The sequence below is a fragment of the Candidatus Dormiibacterota bacterium genome, from assembly GCA_035544955.1.
Classification (GTDB): domain Bacteria; phylum Chloroflexota; class Dormibacteria; order CF-121; family CF-121; genus CF-13.
On sequence record DASZZN010000050.1, the window covers coordinates 24,636 to 48,728 of the forward strand.

Annotated in this window: 31 protein-coding genes and 1 tRNA gene; 17 read left to right on the forward strand and 15 right to left on the reverse strand. The window is 65.8% G+C overall.

The window, feature by feature from the left end:
• Positions 1-23 precede the first annotated feature (23 nt).
• The 4 genes from selD (at position 24) to VHK65_17955 (ending at position 3,008) form a co-directional block, all read left to right on the forward strand.
• Positions 24-1,010, forward strand: a complete 987-nt coding sequence (gene selD, locus VHK65_17940; protein ID HVS08032.1) for a selenide, water dikinase SelD — start codon at positions 24-26, stop codon at positions 1,008-1,010.
• Between the two features lie 158 nt (positions 1,011-1,168).
• The gene (locus tag VHK65_17945) at positions 1,169-1,735 is read left to right on the forward strand and encodes a sigma-70 family RNA polymerase sigma factor (GenBank protein HVS08033.1); all 567 of its coding nucleotides are present in this window, start codon (positions 1,169-1,171) and stop codon (positions 1,733-1,735) included.
• Entirely contained in the window at positions 1,732-2,472 is a 741-nt protein-coding gene (locus VHK65_17950; protein ID HVS08034.1) for a DUF5667 domain-containing protein, read from the forward strand. The genes VHK65_17945 and VHK65_17950 overlap by 4 nt, the downstream gene beginning before the upstream one ends.
• A 41-nt stretch (positions 2,473-2,513) precedes the next feature.
• Entirely contained in the window at positions 2,514-3,008 is a 495-nt protein-coding gene (locus tag VHK65_17955) for a signal peptidase II (protein HVS08035.1), read from the forward strand.
• On the opposite strand, the gene VHK65_17960 is transcribed toward VHK65_17955, so the two are convergent.
• On the reverse strand, positions 3,005-3,934 hold the full coding sequence (locus tag VHK65_17960; protein HVS08036.1) for a hypothetical protein: 930 nt from the start codon (positions 3,932-3,934) through the stop codon (positions 3,005-3,007). The two genes, VHK65_17955 and VHK65_17960, sit on opposite strands and share 4 nt — an antisense overlap.
• Before the next feature lie 143 nt (positions 3,935-4,077).
• On the opposite strand from VHK65_17960, the gene VHK65_17965 reads away from it, so the two are divergent.
• From VHK65_17965 to VHK65_17980, 4 genes are all read left to right on the forward strand, one after another.
• The gene (locus VHK65_17965) at positions 4,078-4,575 is read left to right on the forward strand and encodes a GAF domain-containing protein (GenBank protein HVS08037.1); all 498 of its coding nucleotides are present in this window, start codon (positions 4,078-4,080) and stop codon (positions 4,573-4,575) included.
• Between the two features lie 77 nt (positions 4,576-4,652).
• Positions 4,653-5,738 (forward strand): Xaa-Pro peptidase family protein, encoded by a 1,086-nt coding sequence (locus VHK65_17970; GenBank protein HVS08038.1) that lies wholly within the window; start codon positions 4,653-4,655, stop codon positions 5,736-5,738.
• A complete protein-coding gene (locus tag VHK65_17975; protein ID HVS08039.1) occupies positions 5,735-6,394 on the forward strand; it encodes an MBL fold metallo-hydrolase in 660 nt (219 codons plus the stop codon). Before VHK65_17970 ends, VHK65_17975 begins: the two co-directional genes overlap by 4 nt.
• A complete protein-coding gene (locus VHK65_17980) occupies positions 6,395-7,303 on the forward strand; it encodes an ABC transporter substrate-binding protein (protein ID HVS08040.1) in 909 nt (302 codons plus the stop codon).
• Here the strand turns inward: VHK65_17980 and VHK65_17985 are convergent.
• Both VHK65_17985 and VHK65_17990 read right to left on the reverse strand, forming a co-directional pair.
• Complete coding sequence (locus tag VHK65_17985; GenBank protein HVS08041.1) at positions 7,300-7,461, reverse strand: hypothetical protein; 162 nt, start codon at positions 7,459-7,461, stop codon at positions 7,300-7,302. The two genes, VHK65_17980 and VHK65_17985, sit on opposite strands and share 4 nt — an antisense overlap.
• Complete coding sequence (locus VHK65_17990) at positions 7,458-7,916, reverse strand: hypothetical protein (protein ID HVS08042.1); 459 nt, start codon at positions 7,914-7,916, stop codon at positions 7,458-7,460. The genes VHK65_17985 and VHK65_17990 overlap by 4 nt, the downstream gene beginning before the upstream one ends.
• A gap of 47 nt (positions 7,917-7,963) precedes the next feature.
• Between VHK65_17990 and VHK65_17995 the strand changes: the two genes are divergently transcribed.
• Positions 7,964-8,383 (forward strand): CoA-binding protein, encoded by a 420-nt coding sequence (locus VHK65_17995; GenBank protein ID HVS08043.1) that lies wholly within the window; start codon positions 7,964-7,966, stop codon positions 8,381-8,383.
• Between the two features lie 12 nt (positions 8,384-8,395).
• Here the strand turns inward: VHK65_17995 and VHK65_18000 are convergent, their stop codons facing one another.
• Positions 8,396-9,538: a Glu/Leu/Phe/Val dehydrogenase dimerization domain-containing protein gene (locus VHK65_18000; GenBank protein ID HVS08044.1), complete on the reverse strand. Its 1,143-nt coding sequence runs from the start codon at positions 9,536-9,538 to the stop codon at positions 8,396-8,398.
• Positions 9,539-9,540: 2 nt separating this feature from the next.
• A complete protein-coding gene (locus VHK65_18005) occupies positions 9,541-9,888 on the reverse strand; it encodes a tRNA-binding protein (GenBank protein HVS08045.1) in 348 nt (115 codons plus the stop codon).
• A gap of 23 nt (positions 9,889-9,911) precedes the next feature.
• On the opposite strand from VHK65_18005, the gene VHK65_18010 reads away from it, so the two are divergent.
• Positions 9,912-11,042, forward strand: coding sequence for an aminotransferase class V-fold PLP-dependent enzyme (locus VHK65_18010; protein ID HVS08046.1), 1,131 nt, complete (start codon positions 9,912-9,914; stop codon positions 11,040-11,042).
• Entirely contained in the window at positions 11,039-11,575 is a 537-nt protein-coding gene (locus VHK65_18015; protein ID HVS08047.1) for a DUF2127 domain-containing protein, read from the forward strand. The genes VHK65_18010 and VHK65_18015 overlap by 4 nt, the downstream gene beginning before the upstream one ends.
• Positions 11,576-11,586: 11 nt before the next feature.
• Here the strand turns inward: VHK65_18015 and VHK65_18020 are convergent, their stop codons facing one another.
• From VHK65_18020 to VHK65_18060, 9 genes are all read right to left on the reverse strand, one after another.
• Complete coding sequence (locus VHK65_18020; protein ID HVS08048.1) at positions 11,587-11,955, reverse strand: hypothetical protein; 369 nt, start codon at positions 11,953-11,955, stop codon at positions 11,587-11,589.
• A gap of 41 nt (positions 11,956-11,996) precedes the next feature.
• A complete protein-coding gene (locus VHK65_18025; protein ID HVS08049.1) occupies positions 11,997-12,716 on the reverse strand; it encodes a CDP-alcohol phosphatidyltransferase family protein in 720 nt (239 codons plus the stop codon).
• The gene (locus tag VHK65_18030; GenBank protein ID HVS08050.1) at positions 12,716-13,873 is read right to left on the reverse strand and encodes a glycosyltransferase family 4 protein; all 1,158 of its coding nucleotides are present in this window, start codon (positions 13,871-13,873) and stop codon (positions 12,716-12,718) included. The genes VHK65_18025 and VHK65_18030 overlap by 1 nt, the downstream gene beginning before the upstream one ends.
• Positions 13,874-13,894: 21 nt before the next feature.
• Entirely contained in the window at positions 13,895-14,620 is a 726-nt protein-coding gene (locus tag VHK65_18035; GenBank protein ID HVS08051.1) for a PHP domain-containing protein, read from the reverse strand.
• 10 nt (positions 14,621-14,630) lie between these two features.
• Complete coding sequence (locus tag VHK65_18040; protein ID HVS08052.1) at positions 14,631-15,548, reverse strand: hypothetical protein; 918 nt, start codon at positions 15,546-15,548, stop codon at positions 14,631-14,633.
• Positions 15,548-16,465, reverse strand: coding sequence for a lysophospholipid acyltransferase family protein (locus VHK65_18045; GenBank protein ID HVS08053.1), 918 nt, complete (start codon positions 16,463-16,465; stop codon positions 15,548-15,550). The genes VHK65_18040 and VHK65_18045 overlap by 1 nt, the downstream gene beginning before the upstream one ends.
• Complete coding sequence (locus tag VHK65_18050) at positions 16,465-17,679, reverse strand: inositol-3-phosphate synthase (GenBank protein ID HVS08054.1); 1,215 nt, start codon at positions 17,677-17,679, stop codon at positions 16,465-16,467. Before VHK65_18050 ends, VHK65_18045 begins: the two co-directional genes overlap by 1 nt.
• Before the next feature lie 6 nt (positions 17,680-17,685).
• Entirely contained in the window at positions 17,686-18,030 is a 345-nt protein-coding gene (locus VHK65_18055; protein HVS08055.1) for a metalloregulator ArsR/SmtB family transcription factor, read from the reverse strand.
• Between the two features lie 62 nt (positions 18,031-18,092).
• Positions 18,093-18,230: a hypothetical protein gene (locus VHK65_18060; GenBank protein ID HVS08056.1), complete on the reverse strand. Its 138-nt coding sequence runs from the start codon at positions 18,228-18,230 to the stop codon at positions 18,093-18,095.
• A 142-nt stretch (positions 18,231-18,372) separates the two neighbouring features.
• Between VHK65_18060 and VHK65_18065 the strand changes: the two genes are divergently transcribed.
• The 6 genes from VHK65_18065 to VHK65_18090 all read left to right on the forward strand — a co-directional run bounded on the left by VHK65_18065 (position 18,373) and on the right by VHK65_18090 (position 22,534).
• Positions 18,373-19,410, forward strand: a complete 1,038-nt coding sequence (locus VHK65_18065) for an AAA family ATPase (protein ID HVS08057.1) — start codon at positions 18,373-18,375, stop codon at positions 19,408-19,410.
• Positions 19,407-20,390: a D-glycerate dehydrogenase gene (locus tag VHK65_18070; GenBank protein HVS08058.1), complete on the forward strand. Its 984-nt coding sequence runs from the start codon at positions 19,407-19,409 to the stop codon at positions 20,388-20,390. Before VHK65_18065 ends, VHK65_18070 begins: the two co-directional genes overlap by 4 nt.
• Positions 20,391-21,215, forward strand: coding sequence for a Cof-type HAD-IIB family hydrolase (locus VHK65_18075; protein HVS08059.1), 825 nt, complete (start codon positions 20,391-20,393; stop codon positions 21,213-21,215).
• A gap of 33 nt (positions 21,216-21,248) precedes the next feature.
• Positions 21,249-21,322: transfer RNA gene (locus VHK65_18080), tRNA-Asp, on the forward strand.
• A gap of 444 nt (positions 21,323-21,766) precedes the next feature.
• Positions 21,767-22,246, forward strand: a complete 480-nt coding sequence (locus VHK65_18085; protein HVS08060.1) for a hypothetical protein — start codon at positions 21,767-21,769, stop codon at positions 22,244-22,246.
• A gap of 39 nt (positions 22,247-22,285) precedes the next feature.
• Positions 22,286-22,534, forward strand: a complete 249-nt coding sequence (locus VHK65_18090; GenBank protein HVS08061.1) for a hypothetical protein — start codon at positions 22,286-22,288, stop codon at positions 22,532-22,534.
• A 667-nt stretch (positions 22,535-23,201) separates the two neighbouring features.
• Here the strand turns inward: VHK65_18090 and VHK65_18095 are convergent.
• On the reverse strand, positions 23,202-24,093 hold an 892-nt coding region (locus VHK65_18095; GenBank protein HVS08062.1), incomplete at its 5' end, for a replication-relaxation family protein.

The following is a 24,093-nucleotide window of genomic DNA, read 5'->3' on the forward strand; positions in this document are numbered from 1 at the left end:
ACGGAGCGGGTTGAGCCTGCAAGATCGGTCCTGAGGACCTGGCTCAGGTCTTGAGCCACTTGCCGCCACGGCTCGACAACCCCGACGTTCTGGTTGGGCAGGAGACCGGCGATGACGCCGCGGTCTACCGCCTCCGACCGGACCTTGCCCTGGTGGTCACCACCGACTTCTTCACGCCCATCGTCGATGACGCCTATACCTTCGGGGCGATCGCGGCCGCCAACGCGCTGAGCGACATCTATGCGATGGGCGCACAGCCCTTGATGGCGGTCAACCTGGTCGCCTTTCCCATCAAGGAGCTGGGGCCGGAACTCCTGGCCGACATCCTGCTGGGCGGCCTGGACAAAGTCCGCGAGGCGGGGATCGATATCCTGGGCGGCCACAGCATCGACGACCGCGAGCCCAAGTATGGGCTCGCCGTGACCGGCACGGTCCACCCGGACCGCGTGCGGCGCAACCGTGGCGGGCGACCGGGCGACCGGCTGGTGCTGACCAAGCCGCTGGGCACCGGCGTGATCACCACCGCCATCAAGCATGACGTGGCGCCGCCGGCCTCGGCCGCGGCGGCCATCGAGGGGATGCTGCGGCTCAACCGCGACGCCGCCGACGCGATGGCGACGGTCGATATCCACGCCGCCACCGACATCACCGGCTTCGGCCTGCTGGGACACCTCCACTACCTGGCCCGGGCGTCGGGCCTCGCCGCGCGCGTCGACGCCGCGTCGGTCCCGATGCTCCCGGACGCCGAGATGCTGGCCGATGCGGGCGAGGTGCCGGGCGGCACGCGTAGGAACGAGCAGTTTCTGGCCTCACGTGTCCGATGGCCCGCGCACCTGCCGCTCGGCCGCCAGACATTGCTCTGCGACGCCCAGACCTCCGGCGGGCTGCTGATCGCCATCGCCGCGAAGGATGTCGAGCCGCTGCTCGCGGCACTTCAGGCCAAGCGGGTATTGGGTGCCGTGGTCGGCGAGCTGACCGAGGGGGACGCCGGCTCGATCGTGGTCGTCTGAGCGGGGCATTCCGAGGACTGGCTCGCAACAGCCTCGTCACGGTTTCGCACGCCAATATGCCATGGCCCCGGTCGCGCGTATTAAAGGGTAATGATGGGTGAGCTCAGGGTGAAGTGGCGGCCGCGTGTCGATCTCGGCAGCGCCCATAATGGCACCCAATGCGCGCACCGGGCAAGGCGGCGTCCGACGACGATCGCCCCCTCATCGAACGGGTCCGGAGAGGGGACCAGGACGCCGCCCGAAGCCTCTATGAGCGCTACTTCGACCGCATCTACAACTATGTTTACGCACGCCTCGGGCGCGCGGAGGACGCGGAGGATCTGGCAATCGAGACCATGACAAAAAGCCTGACTCGCCTCGATCTATTCCAAGACGAGGGCGTCGCCTTCTCTTCCTGGGTGTACCGGATCGCGCACAACGCCACCATCGATCACTACCGCCGGCAGGGGAAGATGTCGCTCGTTTCCCTCGAGCAGGCGCCGCCCCTAGAATCGGCGGACCCGTCCGAGCTGGCGGTCGAGCAACTGTCGAACGATGACCTGCACGTCGCGATCCGCGACCTGACCGATGAGCAGCAACAGGTCCTGATCCTTCGGTTCTTCCAGGACCTGACCGCCAATCAAGTCGCCGCCATCATGGGCAAATCGGTCGGCGCCGTGCAGGCCTTACAGCACCGGGCGTTGGGTTCGCTCGAGCGTGCCCTGCAGGGGAGGACCGCCAAGTGACGCCCGAAGTCCAGCGGTTGGAGCGGCTGGCGGAACGGCTGCGCGCCGTCGATCCCTTCGTGGCCCCGCCGAGCGCCAAGATTCGGGGCTGGAACCTGGTGTTGGCGGCGGTCGAGCAGTCGACCGCCGCACGATCACGCGCTCACCCATTCCGGCGCCTGGTGGTTGGGGTGCTCGCCGCCGCCGTACTGCTGGTGGCCGGTGCCCTCGCGGCATCCGCCGATAGCCTCCCGGATTCGCCCATCTACCCGCTGAAAGGCGTGCTCGAGAATGTGCGGGGCGGATTGATCTTCAGTCCCTCAGACAGACTCCCCTACCACCTCGACCTTGCCCGAACCCGCTTGACCGAGTCGGAAGCGATGATCGCGCGTCACCGGTTGGATCTGGCCAGCCGGGCGCTCAGCGCATTAGACAGCCAGCTCTACGACGCCGCGCTCGTGGTCAAGGCGGAGAAGCAAAGCGACCCGCCGGCCGGGGCCGCCATGGAGCGCCGCCTGCGCCAGGCGATCGCCACGCATGACGCCCAGCTTGCCAGCCTGCTGGGCCAGGTGACCGACCCCAGCGCTGTGACCGCCATTACGAAAGCGCGCGAGGACGCCGCTCGGGCCCTTCAGGTCGCCGCCACCCCCGCCACCCCCGGCTCGTCGATCAGCCCGGGCAACCCCAGCGCTGCGCCCACCGCCACGAGCCCAACGAGCGTCCCGACGACCTTGCCCCACATAACCGGGACCCCATAGCCGACCGGCTGACCCGGGCGCCCGGTAGCATGGCTGCCGGAATGCCGCGAGCTCGCAATGCCTGGGCAGCCGGAACAATCGCACTGCTGATGGTGGCCGTCGATCAGGCCAGCAAGGCATGGGCTCAGGCGTCGCTTCAGCCCGAGCACGAGCTCACGGTGATCCCCGGTTGGCTGTGGTTCAAACTGACCGGCAACTCGGGCGCCAGCCTTGGCCTCCTCCGTGGTCATAACCTGCTCTTTGTCGTGGCATCCACCCTGGTGATCATTGCCGTCGCCGCCATCGTGCTGCGCGGCGCACCTGGCGTGCTCGGCGCCGCCGCCCTCGGCGCGGTGGCCGGCGGAGCCACCAGCAATCTCATCGACCGCCTGCGCCTGGGGAGCGTCGTCGACTTTATCGAGGTGCACCTCTGGCCGACCAACTTCAACCTGGCGGATACCGCGATCCGCCTGGGCGTCGTCGTCTTCATCCTGACGCTGCTCCTCGACCGGCGCTGGCGCTCGCCAGCCGGTGGCGGCCGCAACCCTACCGGTTAGTTGCCGGCCGCGACCTTCATGTCCCGGTTGTAGGCGTCGATCAGCGGCTGGAAGAGTGCTGTGCTCGCGGTGTCAACGGATGTCCAGTCGTACTTATCCAGCACGGCGGCGTCGGCTTCGAGTGCGGCCGCGGCCTTTTGAGCCCCCGCGGCGTCGTTCGCATCGGCCGCCGCAACCAGCGCTTGGAGGTCAGTCAGCACCTGCTGGATCGACTTGAGGGCGGGTCCGAGCTCGGCTGGGACGGCTGGCGGCTGGGCTAATGTAATCGCCTTCTGCATGTTGGCGCCGGTGCCTGGCAACTGCGCCTTCACCCCGGCCAGATCGTTCGCGGTCCCCGCCTGCCCAATCGCATCAAAGCCGGCCATCGCATCGAGGAAGGGGTCGAGGAAGGCGAACTCCTTCCTATAAAGATCGATGCCCTGCTGGGCCGAGTTCAGTGCCGACAATGCGGCCTCGACCCGCTGACGATGCCGGTCGAGCGTACCCTGCTCGGGCAGCGTCAGCAGAGAACTCTTCAGGTCAGGGCGAACCTGCTGCAAGGCGGTGCGATCGCTTAAGACCAGTGCTTGCCATTTCGCGACCTTGTCCTTATCGGTCGCCAGCGCGGCCTTGACCGTCGGGATGGTGACGTTGGCGGATTTGAGATCGATGCCTTTGAACGGATCGTTGTTGAAGCTGTCGACCATATCGTTGTTGTGGCTGACCGCAGTGTGCAAGGCAGTGTCGGCCCGCGCAACCGGGCCGCCTGCCGCCGCGGCCCCGCCGAGAACGTAACCGATGATCAACAGGAAGACCAGCGCAATCCCTCCGATGATCAGCCAGCGGCGCCCCGATCCCCGACGCGCGACGTCGGGCGCGGGGGGCGGAGGCTCCTCCGCGGCGATGGCTGGCGTCGACTCGATGTGTGGTCCGTCTGACTCTGTCACGTGTACCCTCCCAGGCCGCAAACCGGCCATTCCCGAAGTCAGACTTACGCAAAACTCATGAGGTGTCAAGAGCCACTCAGCGCGATGATCTTGCCAGCCTCTGGACCGCCGGTTAGGCTTGAAGACAGGAGGAAGCAGCCAGAGTGGATCGCCTGCCTGCGCCGGCCCGGGAGTCGGACCCGGTCGTCCAGACGAGCCATGTCCGCGAGATGGCGGCCAACCTGCTGCTCGGTCGCGCGCTGCAGATGCTCGAGGCCGCAAGCGGCATGGTCGTGTTCTGGGACGCGGATGGCCGGTGGAACCGGGACAGCTTTGCCCTACCCGGACGGCCCGACCGCCTGGAGGAGCTCGCGCCGGTGCTCGAGGCCCTGCTCGAGTGGACGCTCTACACGGAAAAACCGGTCGTGATCCACGACCTGCGACAGAGTCGGTGGTCCCGGCACCTGCTGCATGGCGCCGATCCCCCTGCGGGGGCGGCGGTCGCGACGCCGATGGCGCAGCGCGGCGCGATCTGGGGGGCGGTCGCCATCTACCGGGCCGAGCCGCTCACTGCGGGGATGGACCTGCTCGGGCAGCTCGCCCAAGTGGCAACCGAGCCACTCAGCTCGCTGGGCTCCGCACGGCCGGAAGGCGTCGCTTGACGCGGGTGTCGTATGGGGCCCCGCTCCGGCGTGAAAAAGCGGGGAGACAGTTTAGGCGCTCCGTATCATGAGCCCCGATGCGCGCTGACGAATCCGCACGACGGCTCGCGGCGCTGCGAGGTCGACTGGTCGATCTCGAGCTCGACGGACTGGTGGTAACCGGCCCTGAGAATATCCGCTATCTCTCCGGGTTCAGCGGCAGCCTGGGGTACCTGGTGATCGGCACCAGCGCGGCAGAAATCCTGGGCGACAGCCGCTACTGGCTGCAGATGGAAGCCGAGGCCCCTGGATTCACCCTCGTGCGATCGGGCCCTTCACACGGCCTCTGGGCGTTGGTCTCTGAGCGGCTCAAGGCACTGGGCCTGTGCCGCGTCGGCTTCGAGTCGCAGCAGACCACGGTTGATCAACATCAGCGACTCGTGGCAGCCCTACCGCCGGAGCTGACGCTGATCCCCACAACCGGGCTGGTGGAAGAGCTCCGCATCATCAAGAGTGCCGAGGAGGTCGCGCTGCTTCGCGCCGTCGCCGCGATCGCCGGCCGCGCCTTCGATCGGGTTCGCTCCGCCATTCGCCCGGGGTTGCGCGAACGGGATGTCGCGTTCCTGCTGGAGCAGACCTTCCGCGAGCTGGGGGCCGAGGGTGCAGCCTTCGAGACGATCGTGGCAGCCGGGGAACGGGGTGCGCTGCCGCACGGCCGCGCCTCCGACCGGGTGCTCGAGCGCGGCGACATGGTGGTGGTCGACTTCGGCGCGACCGGCGCCGGCTACCACAGCGACACCACCCGGACGATCGTGATAGGTGAGCCCAGCAGCGAGCAAGCCCGCGTGATCGAGGCGGTGCGCACTGCGCAGCTCGCATCGATGGCCCTCATGAAACCGGGTGTGACCGCGGACGTTATCGACCGCCGGGCCCACGAGGTGCTCGCCGCTGAGGCGCACGCCTTCGGCCACGGCCTGGGCCATGGGATCGGATTGCAGGTGCACGAACGGCCCTTCCTGTCGCCCACCGATCACACCGCCCTGCGTGCTGGCATGGTCATCACCAACGAGCCGGGCATCTACATTCCGGACTGGGGTGGCGTTCGTCTCGAGGAAATGGTGCTCGTCACCGATACCGAACCGGAGGTGCTGACGTCGGCCTCCTGGGAGATCGGCGTCGGATGACGCCGGCCGAGGCCCTTCGAGAAAAGCTCGCGGTCTCCGTATTTCCTGACGATCTCTTCGGTGAGAACTGCTATCTGATCCGGCGCCGCGACACCACCTCGGCGCTGGCCGTCGATCCGGGGCTGCAGGTCGACCGCGTCCTTGAGTGGCTTCGTCAGGAGGGACTAACGCTGGAGCAGATCCTGGTGACCCACGGGCATATCGACCACGTCGGCGGTGTGCCCGCCTTGCATAAGGAAACGGGTGCGCCGATCGCCATGCACCCGGACGATCTCGCCATTCTCGATTGGGAGCGGTTCGCTCAAATGCCCTTTGTGCCCGCCGGCTTTGGGCGATTTTCCGTCGACACCAGGCTCGCCCACGATGCGACGCTGATGTTCCAGGACATCAGTCTGCGAGTCCTGCACACGCCGGGCCACACGCAGGGTTCGGTCTGCTTTCTCTTCGGGTTGGACTGCTTTGCGGGCGACACCCTGTTTCAGCGTGGCATCGGCCGGACCGACCTGCCGGGCGGCGATACGCAGAAAATCGTCTTCAGCATCCGCAATGTGCTCTACCGCCTGCCACCGAAGACCGTCGTCTACCCCGGGCATGGACCCAGCACGACGATCGAAGAAGAAATGTTGTTGAACCCCTTCGTCCCGGCCCATCGCTGAATGCGGATCGCCTCGCTGCTGCCCAGCGCCACCGAAATCGTCTGTTCGCTCGGCCTCGAGGACGAGTTGGTGGCTGTCACGCACGAGTGCGATTTCCCGGAGTCGGTCCGGACCAAGCCGGTGCTGACAAGGAGTGTGCTCTCCGCCGCGAGCACCGGAGCGGAGGTGGATCATCACATTCGAGAGCTCGTCCACCAGGGGAGCAGCATCTACGCGCTCGACGCCGACCTGCTGGCGGCGCTCCACCCCGATCTGATCCTGACGCAGGAATTGTGCGAGGTCTGCGCCGTCTCCTACCCAATCGTGGAACGGGCCGCGCGCCGGCTGGGGTCGTCGCCCCAGCTCGTCTCGCTCGAGCCGGAGAGCCTCGAGGACGTCTTCCAGAACATCCTCTTCGTCGGCCGCCTGGTCGGCCGGCCTGATGCCGCGGAGGACGTCTGCGATGCTCTTCGCCGGCGCGTTGCGAGCGTCGAGCAGCGTGTCGCCGGACGGCGTGCGCGAAGGGTGGTCTGCCTCGAGTGGGTCGACCCACCCTTCAACTGTGGTCACTGGACACCGGAGCTCGTCACCATCGCGGGCGGCGACGAGCGGCTGGGGGTTGCGCGCCAACCTGCGTACCCGCTCCGTTGGGAGGAGGTGATGAAAGCCGATCCCGAGGTCGTGGTCGTCATGGCGTGCGGCTTCTCCCTCGAGCGCAGCCTGCGCGAGGTCGAGGCAGCACGCGGCTGCTTCGATGCGCTCCGGGCGGAGACGTGGGTGGTCGACGGCAACGCCTTCTTCAGCCGACCCGGTCCCCGCCTGGTCGAGAGCGTGGAGATCATGGCGGGAATTCTTCATCCCGACGCCGTGGATCCGCCGCCGTCCTCGACGGCCCGGCCGCTCGAGCGCGTCAGCGACCGAGCCCTCTAGCCGCCGAACGCGAAGCGGAAGAACGCGGCCGCGATCAGGATCAGCAGGATCGCGCCGCCGACCAGCAGCAGCAGCGCCGCCAGCGTGAACCCGATCGCCCGGCCGAACGCGAGCCGCAGCTCGTCCTCGGCGGCGCGATCGTCGCCGGCATCACTCATCGGGGTGACAATCTCGCCGCCCTTTCCACGCCGGGGGCGGCTGCTGCGGCAGCGGGAAACGGACCACGCGGCGGACCCAGATCGGACAGCGTCCAGCCGTCGACGGTCGCCAGCCCCGTTTCGAGCTGCTGTACGAGGGCGGCCGACGGCGCACGCCGGTCGTAGACGCCAATCTTCTCCGACCGCAGCCGCCGCGTCTGCGCTGCGCGGTCGTCGAGCCACCAGGTCGCGCTGACGTCGAGGACATGGCCGGTGCGTTCCCGGTAGCTGATGGTGAGGACCGCCTGGCCACCCAGACGGCGCGCAAAGCGAAGCTCCCAGCTGCCCTTTCCCCGGCGGTAGCGGTCGATCAGCAGGTCGTGCTCGCGGGCAAACGACTCGACCGCCGGGGCCACCACCCGGAAGGCGTCGACGATTTGCGTCGGGATCGGCGAGATCCGGGCCAGGGGTGCCACGGTCCGAATTCTAGGCGAGGGTTGCTCGAGTTTCGCCTGTAGAGTGGATGCCAGTGGACCGGCAGCCGACCGATGTTGCCGACAAGATCCTGGCGTCGGCCCGAACGATCGCCGTGGTCGGCCTCAGTCCGGACACGCGGCGCCCGAGCCACGGCGTCGCGCGCTACTTGCAACGAGCAGGCTATCGCATCATTCCGGTGAATCCCCACGTCGATGAAGTGCTCGGTGAGCGCGCCTACGCGAGTCTGCGGCAGATCCCGGAAGCGGTCGACGTGGTCGAGATCTTTCGACGGTCGGAGTTCGTCGGACCGATCGTTGACGACGCCATTGCCATCAAGGCGAGCGCGGTCTGGCTGCAGGACGGCGTCGTCGACGAGGACGCCGCCGCGCGGGCGCGCGCCAGCGGTCTCGACGTGGTCATGGACGATTGCATGTTGCGCCGCCACGCGCAGCGCCACCAGCACTGAGAGAACGTCACGCTAGGGGCGATGCGCCCGCAGCCGCGCTTCGGCGATCTCCTCGGCGGCACGACGGTTCGAGACGCCCTCCCGCCTTGCCCGCTCGAGGAGCTCGCGCGTGGTGCTGCGGAGCTGGCGGCTGGTGACCGTGAAGATCGAATCGAGGTTTGGCTCCAGGCGTTTTTCCAGCAGGCCGCAGAAGAGAAACGCGGCGGCGGCGTTGGCGACGAAGTCCGGCAGGATCGTGATGCCGCGACGTTCCAGTTGCGCCTCAGCGTCGGCCGTGACCGGGTTGTTCGCGGCTTCGACCAGCAGGCGGCAGTTGATGCCCGCCTGGTTGTCGGCGCGGATCGCGTTCCCGATCGCCGCCGGGATCATGATGTCGACCCGATGGCTGAGCCAGGCGGGCTCCGGCTCGCAACGCGCGCCCGGCTTCAGACGTCGCCGGTCGACGCGGCCGAAGCGGTCGCGGATCGAGAGCAGGTGCGGGACATCGAGGCCGTTCTCGTCGACGATCGTTCCTTCGATGTCGGCCACCACACTGATGCGGACCCCGGCCCGGTCCAGGTAACGGGCTGCGGCACCCCCAACGTTGCCAAATCCCTGGAGCGCGACCGTCGCGCCCTTCAGCGGCAGCCCGAGCACCTCGGTCGCCTCGGTGGTGCATTCCGCGACCCCGTAGCCGGCGATCAGCTCGGTGATCGGGTTGCCTTCACTGGCAAGCGCCAGCGCCTGTTTGACGCGGCTGAGCCCGGCGCCGCCTTCGGACTTGAACCCGGCCTGGAGCGGATGGGTCAGCCCGGCCAGCTGGCAGGCCGCGATGATGTCGTCCTCGCGCGTGCCCAGGTCGGCCCCCGTTGCGTAGCGCTCGGCGATGAAGGGGCGGATGGCCTCGACGAAACCGCGCAGCACCGCGGGCGCCTGCGGAGACGCCGGATCGCAGTCGATTCCTGATTTCGCGCCGCCGTACGGGATGTCGAGGACGGCCATCTTGTGGGACATGATCCGGGCTAGCTGGGTGACCTCGTCGACCGTGACGCCTGGACGCATGCGGATGCCACCGGAGCACATCCCGCCAACCAGCCGATCGATGACGAACCATCCGCGGGCGCCGGTCGCCGGATCGTGCCATTCACTGACGAGGTAGGGCGTCAGCGGCGGCACGCTCAGAAGACGCGACCCCCGAGAGGAACGTCGAGGCTTGGCTCGAGCAGGACCACGGCGCCGTCCGGATCGGGCACGCCCAGGACCAGCACCTCGGAACGCACCGGACCGATCTGCCGCGGGGGAAAGTTGAGCACGGCGATGACCAGCTTGCCGCGCAGTTCGTCCGGCGTGTAGTGCGCCGTCAGCTGGGCGCTGGACCGCCGGATGCCGAGCGGGCCAAAATCGATGCGAAGCTTGTAGGCCGGCTTGCGGGCTTCCGGAAAGGGCTCGGCCAGAAGGACCCGGCCGACGCGCATGTCGACCCGCTCGAAGTCGGAGAGATCAATGGTGGTCGCCTCGCCCAACATGCCTAGTGTAGTGTGCCCAAGGTATGCCGCTCACGCCGCAGGAGATGCGAGCGCTTTATCCGATCACGCGCCGCTACGCATATCTCGATCACGCGTCCATCGCCCCGCTGGCGACGCCGGTCCGCTCCACGATGGACGTGTTCCTCGGCCGCATGACGGAGGAACCCTTCGACCTGGCGCACTGGGCGCGGTTTCGCACTCAGGTGCGCGGCCGGGTCGCGGAGTTGCTGGCGGTCGGGCCGGAATCGATCACGTTTACGAAGAACACGACCGCCGGGCTTGGTCTCGTCGCGGCCGGCCTCGACTGGGAGACAGGTGACAACATCGTGGGCGTCGATGGGGAATTTCCGGCCAATATCTACCCGTGGATGGGCCTCAAGCGAAAAGGTGTCGACCTGCGCCTCTACCGTCCCGCGCACGGCCGGATCGACGTCAAGGCCCTGGTGCGGCTCTGCGATCAGCGGACTCGCGTGCTCGCCATCAGCGCAGTCCAGTTCTGGAGCGGGTTTCGGACCGACCTCGGAGCCCTCGGTGCGGCGCTCAAAGGCCGCGACGTCTTGCTCGTGGTGGACGCGATCCAGGCGGTCGGTGCTATGCGCCTGGACCTCTCGGCGACGCCCGTTGACTTCCTGTGCGCGGGTGCGCAGAAATGGCTGCTGGGCCCCATCGGCGTGGGCTTCGCCTACGTGGGACCGCGGATGCTGGAGCGACTCAGCCCGGTCACGATCGGCACCGACAGCGTGGTCCGTGACGAGGAGTACTTCGACTATGACATCACGCTGAAGCCGGACGCCCGCCGCTTCGAAGAGGCGGCGCCCAATTATCCAGGCATTCTCGGGATGGGCGCGGCGGTCAATCTCCTGCTGCGGGCCAGCCCGCCGACGGTGGAAGACGTCGTCCTTCGGCTCGCCGATCGGTTGCGCGACGAGCTCCCGCGCCGGGGTTATGAGCTGGTGCTGAAACCTACGCTGCCATCCGAACGTTGTGGCATTGTGTCGTTCCGCCACCCCCGGATGGTCCCGGCCGAGCTGCATACTCGCTTACGCGAGGCCGGCGTCATCCTTTCACTGCGCAGTGATTTCCTGCGCGCCTCGCCCCACTACTACAACAGCGACGAGGATCTCAATCGCCTGCTGGAGGCGCTCCCGCAGTGACCTTCTGGCAGGAGGCCAAGCGCGAGCTTGGGCGGGAAACGCAGCCGGTCGACACCATCGTGCGCTTGATCATCCTTGAACGCGCCATCCGCGGCACGCTGGTCTTCATCCTGGGGATCGCGCTGCTGACCCGGAGCCGCAGTGTGGTGTCGCTGGTTCGCCAGTGGGTGGCCGAGCTCGACGTCAACCCTGAGCGGCGATTGATTCCTCGGCTCCTGAGCACCATCCTTCGTCCTATCGGCGGGTTTTCCTCGCGGACCGTGCTGCTCATCGGGATCGGTGCGGTCCTCTTCGGGGTCCTGGAGCTGACGGAAGCGGTCGGGCTGGCGCGGCGACGCCGTTGGGCCGAGTACCTCACGGTGATCGCCGGTTGCATCGGCATCCCCCTGGAGGTGAGCGAGGTGCTCAACCGACAGACGCCGGTGCGCATCGGCATCTTGCTGATCAACGTCGCGATCGTGATCTACCTCGCGTGGCAGAAGCATCTCTTCGGTTTGCGCGGCGGCGTGGCCACCGAGACCGAGACGAGCTAGCGGCTCGAGGCTTACCCGGTCAGGGGGATGCCGACGCCCGACACGCCTAGCGGCTCGGCGTGGCGGGTCAGCATGCCGACCACGAAGCCCAGCACGCGGTCGGCGGACGGCCCGGCCGAGATGGTGGCGAGCAGCGTCGGCTCTGGGTTCTTGAAGGCGCCCAGCAGGCCGGCCCTGGCAGCGCGACTGAAGCTGGGCGTTCCGGCCGGTACGAAGGTCACGCGGATCTTCGTGTAGCGATCGCCGGCGTGCACCAGCGTGAAGGGCGCCAACTTCTGGATCTGCCAGGCGCGGATCTCTTCATTCTTGAGGCGACGCTTCAGGGTGGCGATGAATTTCTTGCCGCCCGGATCGTGGTCGGCATAGATGGCGACCTGCACGCCCACATGATACCGAGTGGCGCGACCCGCCGACGAACGGGTCAGGGATTACCCAGGTTCTCGAAGAAGCGCCGCATGGCCGCCCGGACCGGTTGCGGTTCGCGAGGTTTGTCGGTGGGCGATGGGGCGGCCTGCCCACGGGTGGCCCGTAGCTCAGCCCGGTTCTGCTGCCAGACGACCCAGACGCGCTGGACCGCGGTGAAGTTGGTACCCACCGCCAGGATGAGTAGTGCGAGCGTCAATGGCGTCCAGGACCCGACCTTGAGGCCGAACGACTCGAGCAGCAGGCCCGCCACGATGATGACGACTCGCTCGGGTCGGGCAAGGATGCCCACGTCGCAGGTGAAGCCCAGGCTTTGCGCTCGCGCCCGCACGTAGCTGACGAGGAATGAGCCGGCCAGAGCGATCAAGACGATGATCGGCTGCAGCCCGTCGTGCTGTCGCAGGAAGTAGATCAAGATTCCCAGGTAGACGACGCCTTCGGAATAGCGGTCGACGGTGGAGTCGAGGAAGGCGCCGTAGCGGTAGACCTTGCCTGCGGCGCGGGCGAGGGCGCCATCGAAGACATCGAAGAAACCGGCGACGGTGAGCACCAGGCCGCCCAGCAGCAACTGATTGATGGCGACGAGGAAGGCGCCTGCGCCGGTGATGACCAGGCCGAAGAGCGTCAGCATGTTCGGCGTGATCGGCGATTCGCGGAAGACGCTGACGAAGCGCTCCGCCCAGCGGCGTACCCATGCCTGGAATTTCTGGGTAAACATCAGCGCGGACTCAGACTCGGCTCGAGACGCGCCGATGGCGCCGGTTGCGCGTGGTCGAGCGCCTGGCGATAGACGTCCGTGACCTCGTCGATGATGCGCTCCCAGTCGTAGCGGCGTGCCTTCTGAAGTCCGGCCTGGCCCATCTCCTGGCGGAGTGCTGGATTGTTGATCAGCGTCTGCAGGGCGTAGGACAGTTGGCGGCGGCTCTTGCGCTCGACCAGCAGCCCGTCTCGGCCGTGGGTGACGACCTCACGGAAGCCGTCGATGCTGGTGGCGACGATCGGCTTGCCCGACGCCATCGCCTCCAGCAGGACGATACCGAAGCTCTCATCGCCGGTCGCCGGTGAGCAGAAGATGTCGCAACTGGCGTAGTAACGCGGCAGGTCGGACGCGGGCACGTAGCCGGCCATCACGACATCATCGAGCTGCTTACGGGCCAGGAAGTTGCCGTACCAGCGTCGCAGCGGCCCGTCGCCGACGATGATGAGGCGCAGGTTCGGGTACTGCGGCTTGAGCTGAGCGAAGGCGCGCAACAGGTAACCGAGGCCCTTGCGGTACTCCAGCCGGCCGACGAAGAGCAGATTGCACATGCCGTCACGCAGCTCGGGGTAGGGGGCCTGGTTCTGGAAGCGCTTGACGTCGATCCCGTTCGGGATGACGCGATAATCGCCCGGAAAATACTGGCGCACGAACTCGCGGGCCGGATTCGAGACGGCGATCCGCGCATGAAGCCGCCGGACATAGCGCTTCAGCAGCGGCTTGCCGTAGTAATAGCCGATGTTGGAGCGGGCGAAGGCGTGAAAGGTCCCGATATTGATCGTCTTCGAGAACCGCAGTGCGGTAACCGGCAACACCGGCATCAGCGGCTCGTGGTAGTGAAGGACATCGAAGCCGCCGTCTCGGACATAATGTTTGATCTTGTTGGTGAGATGCAGGCTGACGGTGATGCGGGCCACGGAACCGTGCATGGGGATGGGGAAGGGCCGGCCGACGCGAATGAAGTCGCTGTCACGATCCGCAAGCTCCTTGTCCGAGCAGGGCGCAAACACGGTGACGTCATGACCACGTCGCCTTAGTCCGGCCGCGAGATATCGGACGTGCTCGGTGACCCCACCCGGATGTGCGTAGTCATAGGCCGACACGAGGCCGACCTTCATCAGCGACTTCCCCTCACTTCCCTAGCCTCGGGCGAAAGCTCGAACGGCGGACCGCCCCATGCGGGCCCAGTTGCGGCCGATGCGCCGGAACTTCAGCTGGGCGATACGACGATGCGTCACGAAATCCCAGTACTCCCCGAATGCCTTCGTCTGGCTTGCCAGGAGGGCCTTCTTCACGTCCTGTGCGCTCTTGCCGGGGAAGGTCGTGAACCCGGTGCCGATTCCCTGGAGGTGGTGGCTGTCGGAGCAGCCGACCTCCGGAAGGTGGAAGCGGCTCTTGTTCAGGCGATCGATCTTCGCGGCGCAGGTCCGACCGGCGACGGAAGGGTTGAAGGTCTCCACCGCATCGAAGTAGATGTCAGGTGACGGATGCTTCATGATGCCGTCGAACGAGCGAAATCCAATGCTCCGGGTAAGCATGGAGAAGGGGTGGACCGCGATCGCCAGCCCGCCCTGCTCGTGGATCTTGCCGATCGTCCAATCGAGCGGACGCCACATGGGGATGGGCTTGTCGATGAAGAGCGCCAGCAGGTGCCCGTGCAGCGTGGTGATCTCGCAGCCGCTCACCACCTCGAAGCGATACTCATTAGCCATCTCGAGCGCCTGGTAGCTCCCGGTGAGGCGGTCGTGGTCGGTGATCGCCATCACGTCCAGATCGGTGCGGTCGCGAACGTAGTCGAGCACCTCCCGGACGGTGGCGGTACCGTCGTTCAACGAGGTATGGATGTGAAAATCGGCTTTGCCCACGAGATCCTCCTTAATCGCCCACTGCGGCTTGCGCCGGCGGTGACGGAATGGTGACGGCCGGGACGACGGGCTTCTCCGGCCAGATTGGCTCGAGTACGTGCCACTGGTCCGGATACCTCTTTATATACCGTTCAAACGTGGCCAGGATCTGTTCCATGGCACCTCGTACGTCTGCCCGGTGATCTTCACCTGGGGTGAGGAAGAGTGGCGGCTCCCCAATGGCGATGTAGGCGTCATCGGCGTCCCGGATGCAGAAGGCGGGCAGGATCGGCGCCCCGGTCTTGAGGGCGATCTCGACGGGACCGGTGGGAAACGACGTGAGACGGCCGAAGAACTTGAACTGCCGGCCGGTGTTCAAAATGTCACGATCCATGGCGAGCACCACCATCCGGTGCTCCTTCAGCATCCGCATGATGTCCCGAGCGCCGGTGCGGCTCAGTGGGATCACGCGGATGTTCATTCGCGAGCGAAGGCTCGACACGTGATCGAAGAGCCGGCGCGGTTCGATTTGCTCCACCATGACTCCGATCTCACCGAAGGTGGCCGCCCAGCTGGCCGCGGCCAGTTCCCACGATCCCATGTGCGGTGCCACCACGATGACGCCCTTACCACCGGCCATCGCGGCGTCGAGATTTTCGAGTCCATACGGGGTCAGTAGGGTGCCGAGCTTGCGGCGGTCCATGCGAGGGATCTTGAAGAAATCGATCCAGGCCTTCGTGTAGTTGAGCCAGTTGCGCCAGGCGAGCTTGCGGAGCTGCGGCCCGGGCATCTCGGGCAAGACGTGGTGCAGATTCGACTCGAGGGCCTTGCGTTGACGGGCGAGCAAGGGGAACGCCAGCGTGCTCGTGACCACACCGATCGCATACGCGAGCCGCCGTGGCAAGCGCGCGAGGATGCCCTCGATCAGCCGGAATCCGAGATAGGTCATCACGACGGGTCGAGGACCGGTTGCATGGGTGAGCCCGGACTCTGCGGCGCTTGCTCCAGCCGCCAGACGGGGAGGAAAACCAGCCACTGGTCGGGCTCGCGGCGGATGATCCGTTCGAAGAACTGCACGATCCGCTCCGTCGTCACCTGGATGTCGCGTTGGGTGTTGCCGGTGCGGCTGACTTCGATGGGCGCCTCCACTTCGGCGATATAGAGGTTATCGGGCTGACGCCGGCACCAGACGGGCAGGATCGGCGCGCCAGTCTTCAACGCGAGAGCAGCCGGGCCTGAGGGGAACATTGCGGGCCGGTTGAAGAAAGGCACGCGGACGCCACGATCACCACTGTACAGGTCGCTTGCGAGCGCCACCAGCTCATTTCTTCCGAGCGCCTTGATGATCTGGCGCAGACTGCCGGGGCCGAGCCCGATCATCTTCATCCCGATCCGCTCGCGGGAGGCGATCACCAACTCGTTGAGGCCACCGCTGGGTAGATCGTTGGTCACAGCGCTGATCGGGTACCCGTACACCGCGGAGGCGGCGGCCAGGATGTCCCAATTCGAAACGTGGGCGGTGACGACCACCACGCCCTTGCCCTGGGCGAGAGCCGCGTCGATCCGCTCGATGCCCTGAGGACGGACCATGCGTCGGATCTGTTCGGGCTTGAGGGTGTCCATCAACATGAAGTCGGCGAACATCTTGAAGTAGTTGCCGAAGGCATGCCGCGCGGTCCGCTTCACCAACGGGTCGTCCCACGGCAAGCCGAGGACCTGCCCGAAGTTCTCGAAGGCCACTCGGCGGCGTCGCGGCATCAGGTAAAACGCGCAGCGCCCGGTAACCGCCGCGAGGGGGTAGCGAACCCCAGGCGGAAGCGCCCGCATGACCCAGTTCCCCAGCCTGAAGAGCCGAGGGAGGAGCATTAGCGCCGAGCGGTCGCTTCCCGGGCGGGAACGGCCTGGGCGCGCTCGTCGGCCTTGCCGTCGACGGGCGTCCCGGCGATGAAGGCTTCGGTCAGCTGGTGGGCAACCCCGTCCGTGACCTGGGTTGGCGGTGATTTCATGAAGTACGACGACGGCCCATCGAGGGCTCCGCCCAGCTTGCGGTCGAGGCCAAGCTTGCAGCAGCGGATGGCGTCGATCACGACACCGGCGGAGTTCGGAGAGTCCCAGACCTCGAGCTTGAGCTCGACGTTGAGGGGGACGTCGCCGAAGGAGCGGCCTTCCAGCCGGATGTAGGCCCACTTGCGATCGCCCAGCCAGGGCACGTAGTCGGACGGCCCGATGTGAATGTTGTCCGCGCCGATATCGACCTTCATCTGCGACTTGACGCTGTTCGTCTTTGAGATTTTCTTCGACACCAGGCGTTCCCGCTCCAACATGTTGAGGAAGTCGGTGTTGCCGCCGAAGTTCAGCTGGTAGGTTCGCTCCAGCTTGACGCCCCGATCCTCGAAGAGCCGGGTCAGCACGCGATGGACGATGGTTGCGCCGACCTGCGACTTGATGTCGTCGCCGATGATCGGGATGCCGCGCTTCTCGAAGCGCCCGCGCCAGTAGGGCTCGCGCGCGAGGAAGACCGGCATGCAGTTGACGAACGCGCAGCCGGCCTCGAGCACCTGCTCCGCATACCACTTGACCGCCTCTTCGCTCCCAACCGGAAGGTAATTCACCACGACATCGGTCTTGGTCGCCTTCAAAATGCCGACGATGTCAGCCGTCGGGCCGGGGGCCTTGGTGATGATCTCCGAGAGGTACTTCCCGAGTCCGTCGTGGGTCATGCCGCGCTCGACCTTGACGCCCAGGTGAGGGACCTCCGCGAACTTGACGGTGTTGTTGTGCCCGGAGAAGATCGCGTCCGACAGGTCCTTGCCGACCTTTTCTTTGTCGATGTCGAAGGCGGCGGAGAACTCGATATCCTTGATGTGGTAGCCGCCCAGGTCGACGTGCATCAGGCCCGGGACCGAGGCTCCGGGCTTCGCATCGCGGTAATACTCGATACCCTGGACCAGCGACGAGGCGCAGTTACCTACGCCGAGGATCGCGACCCGGACCTTGCGGCGCGACCCGGCATCGCGGCGAACGCCAGTGGTTTTTGGCGTTCGGCCGTTGTGCCGGCTGCCGTTCTTTGTTGTTGCCATCGCTTATTACACCTGCCTCCATTCGTGTTGCAGCGCCTTGACCCGAGGTCGAGGCGCGATCAGAGTCGTCAGTTCTCGTTGGAAGGCGTGCAGGCCTTCCCGGTTGAGTGAGTAGTGAATCGTGCGCCCCACCCGCCGCGCACGGACCAGCTGGCCGCGTCGCAACATCCGCAGGTGCCAGCTCAGGCGAGGCTGGCTGATGCCGATCGCATCGGCGAGCTCGAGAACGGTGATCTCCGGAATGCCGGCCAGGTATTGAAGGATGCGCAGGCGCGTAATGCTGGCCAGGGCCTGGTAATGGGCTCGGAATTCGCGCAGGGAGGGATTATTGAGGAGGGGAGAGGATGCCATATAAAGAATCCTTTATGGATTATAGCAGGCTCCCTGCGGGGCGGTCGGGGTGCGGGCCTAGATCAGCAAGTCCCGGGGCAGGCGCAGGCGAATTCGCACTCGTTCTTGTAGCGGCAGTCGTTGATGCCGTTCAGGCCTTTCGCGATGATTGCCTGCAGCTCGCGAATCTTCTTCTGCTGGTCGGTTTCTTCGGCATCCATCGGAATCAGTGCTGTGACGAGAACTGCGACGGGCGGTGGAACGCGACGATGCCTACAAGATGACAGTCACGCTGTCGGAAACGCCTACAGAATAGGAGTAGGTTCGGGCACGGTCAAGGAAAGAGTTGTTAAGGTGGGCGCCATGCCAGCCTCGCGGACTCGTCGAAGCACGGCACTTGTGCCTAAAGGTTTTGCCGCGATCGCCGGGCACGATCGAGCCATCTCGATCCTGCGAGCTCACCAGCGAGCCGGCCGCCTGGCCCATGCCTACTGCCTCACCGGCGAGGAAGCGATCGGCAAAACCGCCGTCGCGCGGGCGCTCGCCGAAGAGCTGCTCCTGGGCGAAGGGCAGCCGTCGCGCCTCGAGGTCCACCCGGACTTCTGGTCGGATGACCGGCCGGAGGCGATCAGCATCGACGAGATCCGGTTTCATCCGGAACGCGGGGCTCCGACCCACGAGCAATCGCTCCAGCAGTTCCTTAGCCTGAAACCATTCGTGGCGCCGCTCCGGGTGGCGCTCCTGGCAAATGCCGAACGGATGACCGAGGCCGCGCAGAACTGCCTGCTGAAAACGCTCGAAGAGCCCCCTCCCAACACCGTCCTGGTGTTGACCACGGCCTATCCGGATCATCTCCTTCCCACCTGCCTGTCGCGCTGCCAGGTGATAGCCCTTTCGCCAGTAGGAAGGCCTGCGATGGTCGGCTTCATCAAGGCGCGTCAGCCGAATGAAGCGGAGGCCGAAGCGCTCGTCGGGCTTGCGCATGGCCGCCCAGGATGGGCGGCGCGCGCGCTCACCGACCGCGATTGGGTGGTGCGGATCGACCGCTGGGCCGAGCAACTGGCGGCGCTGGCCTTTGAGGACGTCGACGGTGTGCTGACCTACGCGGCGCGGTTCGGCCAGGGCCCGCAAGCCGAGATGCGGCTGGTAGCCGCGGATGCCCTCCGCGGTTTCACCGCCTTCCTCCGCGACGCAATGTTGCTCCAGGCTGGCGTCCTGAGTTCGATGCCGGCGGAGCGGAGGTCCGCGCTCGAAGCGTGGTCGGCCCGGGTCCCCGTGGACCACGTGCGGGCATCGCTGGCGGCGGCTCAGCGTACCCAGTTGCTGATCGATCAGAATGTAAATCCTCGCCTTGCCATGGAAGTCATGCTGCTCGACCTGCGCGTCCGTCGCCCGGCATGAGCAGTGTCTTCGTCACGCTGCCCCTGCCGTCGCCTGGCATCGACATGCTCAGGGAGCGCTTCGAGGTCACGATGATGGAGGCGGAAGGGATGCCGGCCGAGACGCTGAAGCGGCACATTGCCGAAGCGGATCCGATCGGCATCGTCGGCATGGTCAATGTCCCGATCACCGATGAAATCATGGCGGCCGCGCCTCACCTCCGGGTGGTGGCGAACTACGCCGTCGGCTACAACAACGTCGATGTGGCGGCTGCCACCCGCCGCGGGGTGCTGGTCACCAACACGCCCGGCGTGCTGACCGATGCGACCGCCGACCTGGCGTTCGCCCTCATCCTGGCGGTCGCCCGCCGGGTGGTGGAGTCTGACCGGTTTCTTCGGGAAGGGAAATTCAAGGGCTGGAAGGCCGACCTCCTGCTCGGCAGCGATGTCTATGGCCAGGTGCTGGGCGTCATCGGCTTCGGTCGAATCGGGCAGGCCGTAGCGCGGCGCGGCCTGGGCTTCAACATGTCGATCCTCTATTCCGACGCGCACCGGGCCAGCCCCGAAGTGGAGTCCGAGCTGCGCGCCCAGTACGTCCCGCTCGACGAGCTGCTGCGCAAGGCCGACTTCGTGACCATTCACGCCGACTTGAACGATCAGACCCGCCACCTGATCGGCGAACGGGAGCTGAAGTTGATGGGGCCTGAGCACTACCTGATCAATGCCGCGCGCGGACCGATCGTCGACGAGAAGGCCCTGGTGCGGGCGCTCAAAGAAGGCTGGATCAAGGGAGCGGGTCTCGACGTCTACGAGCGGGAGCCGAAGACCGAGGCGGGGCTGACCGATTGCTGGAACGCCGTCTTGCTGCCCCACCTGGGGAGCGCCACGGTGACGGCCCGAGCCGCCATGGCTGAGACCGCGGCGAAGAACGTGATCGCGGCGGTCGAGGGGCAGACCCCGCCCAACCTGGTCAACCCGGAAGCGCTCGCCGTCCGCCACTAGGTGCGCATCCGGCTGCTGGCCATCGATCTTGATGGCACGCTGGTCAACGACCGGCTGGAGATGGACCCGCGGGACGTCGCCGCGGTTAAGGCGGCCACTGCCGCGGGCGTCAAGGTGGTGCTGGCGACAGGCCGCATGTTCAAGTCGTCACAGCGCTATGCGGAACCACTTGGCCTGACGGGCCCGATCATCAACTACCAGGGGGCGGTGGTCCGCGAGATCGCCAGCGGCGATATCTGGTCTCGGTGCGAGCTGACCGTGCCGATGCAACAGCGGGTGCTGGCGTTTGCCGAGCCCCGGGACTGGCACGTCAACGCCTATGTCGCCGAGCACGTCTACACGGCGCGCGCGCGGCCCGAGGCGGATCTCTACGCCCGGATCGCGATGGTGCCCTACGAGGTGGTGGGGCCCCTTTCGAAATGGGTCAAACAGGACTCGACCAAGATGGTCCTCGTCGACCTTGACCCCGCTGACGTGCCGAAACGGATAGCTGAGTTGACCGACTGGATGGGCGATATCGGGCGGGTCACACGGTCGCTCGATTGGTTCGTCGAGGTGATTAACCCGCAGGTGTCCAAGTCGCGGGCGCTGGCGATGGTGGCGGACCGGCTTGGCATTGCGCAGGCGGAGGTCTGCGCCATCGGGGATAACACGAACGATGAGGACATGGTGAGTTGGGCCGGCTTCGGCGTGGCTATGGGCCAGGCGCCCGACGCCCTGAAAGCCGTCGCCAACTACGTCACCGGGCGGATCGGGGAGGCGGGTGTCGCGCAGGTGATCGAGCGCTTCGTGATCGGGAAAGAGGAACCGCGAATGCGCGCTTAGGCCGGCGCAACCTTATATATACTGGGCTTCCGCGGCCCCGTGGTGTAGTGGTCTAACATGCCTCCCTGTCACGGAGGAGATCGGCGGTTCGAATCCGCTCGGGGTCGTAAATACCACCTGAAAGCCTCGGCGTATACCGGGTATATGTCCACGTCGACAACCTGATCATCTCGGATAGCGATCCGGGTGAACACCCGCTCGACGACCTCACGCTGGGCCTCCGGGCTCGACTCCTGAACGGCGGCCGCGAAGCCACGAACGAGTTCGAGGGCTTGGAGGGGGGACATGCCGGGGGTTGAGGTCGCATAATCCCACCGTCCCTCCTCTTCGGAAATATCCGCGAGAGACTTGTCCCGGAACGCTTTGTCGCAGAGCCCGTCCCGGTACATCTCCAGGGTGCGCTGCCTCCGCAGGGCGAGCTCGCGGCGCGCCGTCTCCGCCTGGACGTAGTCGTCATCTCCACCCGTGGCCCGACAGAGGCTGATCACGGCCTTGGCCACGCCCTCGTGGGCAGACACGGGTATGTCGAACCAGCGTAGAAGCTCAAGGACTTGGCGTTCCACGACCTCAGCGGTCACCATTCGTTGCGGACAGCGCTCGACACCGATATGGCGGCAGCGATAGCGCCGGCCCCGATTCGACGAGGTGGCACCACCCCACATGGGTCCACCGCAGTAGGCGCAGCGGACGATGCCCGCGAGCAAATAGGTGCGATGCTCCGCGGCTTTCTTCTGCCGGCCTTCTCGCAATTTCGTAAGCGTGTTCCTGCTTCGGATCGACTGCGAGACTTGTACTTGGGCGTCGGTAATGAGGGGTGGATGACTCCCCTTGATCAGCTCGCGGTCGGGTCGGCGCCAATGCCGCTTGATGTATCCCAGGTAGAGCTCATGGTTGTTGAGGATCGTGCGGATCGCTTTGTCGGTTATCTCGATGCCGTTTTTCCCGCGATAGCCGGCAACATTGAGGTGACGTGCCAGCGACACGTCCGAATATTGGCCGGTGCCGTACAGGTCGAAGATCAAACGAACTAGCTTGATCTCGCGTACGTCAGCGGCAGGCCTGAGGACGCCATGGTCGCGGTCGTAACCGAGTGGGATCGTGCCGCAATGTTCACCGCGATTCTGTTTGACCGCAATGGTTTGCGTCGCTCGCTCGGCGTCGAGCTCGCGCTCAAGTTCCGACCAAACGACCGCCATGCCCAGAAAGGCACGGCCGTATGGAGTTGTCGTGTCGATCTTCTGGGTGATGCAAACAAAGTCGATGTTGTGTTTCCGAAGATCTTCGAGGAACGAGAAGTAATCACGTTTGTTCCGCGATAGCCGAGAGAGGCTATGAATCACGACCGCATTGAATTCCTTTAGGCGACGCTTCAACTCCTGGTAACCGGGACGCTTGTCTGTCCCACCGGAGCTGTGGCCCTCGACATCGGCGAAGACCTCGTATGTGTAGCCGTCATCCTCACACCAGCGGATGCAGGCGTCTCGCTGCATCTCTGGCGAGATATGCCGCACGCCCTTGTAGACCTGGGATTTGCGGATGTAGATCGCCGCCCGCTTGATGGTCGCTGAGTTCGCCACTAAGCCGCCTCTTTGTGCTCCGGATGGTTGCCCGCTGTTGCTCTGCGATGAGCAGCCCAGAACGCGCAGATAAGTTCCGCGTACGCCTGAATCGCGTCACCGCCCCGGGACTCACAACCGGGGTGTCGCGAAGGTAATCCCGAAGGCGTTGAGCTGTCAAGGGCTTGGATGCTCGACGTGATCGAGACGTTGGCAGGATTGAAATCATGAACCGGCTGGGCCGACTTCCGCCGAGGAGGCTTTTCCACTCGGGTTTTCCTCGCCTTCGCAGTAGGATCCAAGCTCTGGAACGACGAGCTTGGCTGCACGCGATCCGAATTGGGCGACGCGGCTCGACCGCTAGTCAGTCAGGTTTGTCCTGCGACATTGAAGGGGACAGACTCTGGCCCCTCAGAGGGGCCAGTGCGCGTCAAACCTGACCTCCGGCAGGTCTCCGGTCCCACCAATCGGGCTTGCCTATACAGTTCGCGGCGGCATAACCGTGCTCCGGACGGCCGGCAAGGCTGCCCAAAGGCGCACGAGCGGTGCCGTCGCTCAGCGCCCGTCGACCCACCTTCCACCAGATCGGTCCCCGCGACCCGAGTACCTGGAGTTGGTTCACGGTGGTCGTCCAGAAGACGCAGCAACGTTCCTCGGCCGGCAGCTGCTTGGCGAGGCCCTTGTGATAGGCCAGCTCCTTGTTCAACGAGGGAAACACGAACAGGATATGGCTATGGTCGGCGGCTATTCGCCTCACGAAGTAGCGGATATAGTTCGCCGACTTTCGGAGAAGGCGGTCGACGGATTCCGTACCCCGGTCCCACTCGAGGAAGAAGATGACTTCTCGGCCTGCAACCAGGTAGCGACCCCAGCCGTCAGGTGCTGGCGCATACTTTGGACCGGCATCCTCACGCAGCAGTCGCCGGCAACGCTCCTCGCCCACCCAGTGATACAGGCCCTCATTCGCCAGCGAGCCGCTGGCGACGGCCAGCGCGACGAAGAACGCGTTAGCTCCCAGGTCGTGCCCAACGTTGAAGCAATGATCGCGGTACTCCTCGGCTAGACGAACGAGCGGTCGCGGCTCCCGGCCAAGGCACGCTGCGAGCACCCCCGCCCCCCGCGGAGACAGCAGCAAGAGTGAGTGCAATCGGGTCCAACCGGGAGGTTCGATCATGAGCCAGCGGTAGATGAGACCCTGATCCTTGAGCCATTTGATCCGTCTCTGGGAAACGCGTCGACTGGGGAAGAAGAGCTGTTCGACTTGATCACGATCGAGGTAGCGGTAATTCGATAAGGCCATGAGGATTGCGATGTCGCGCGTG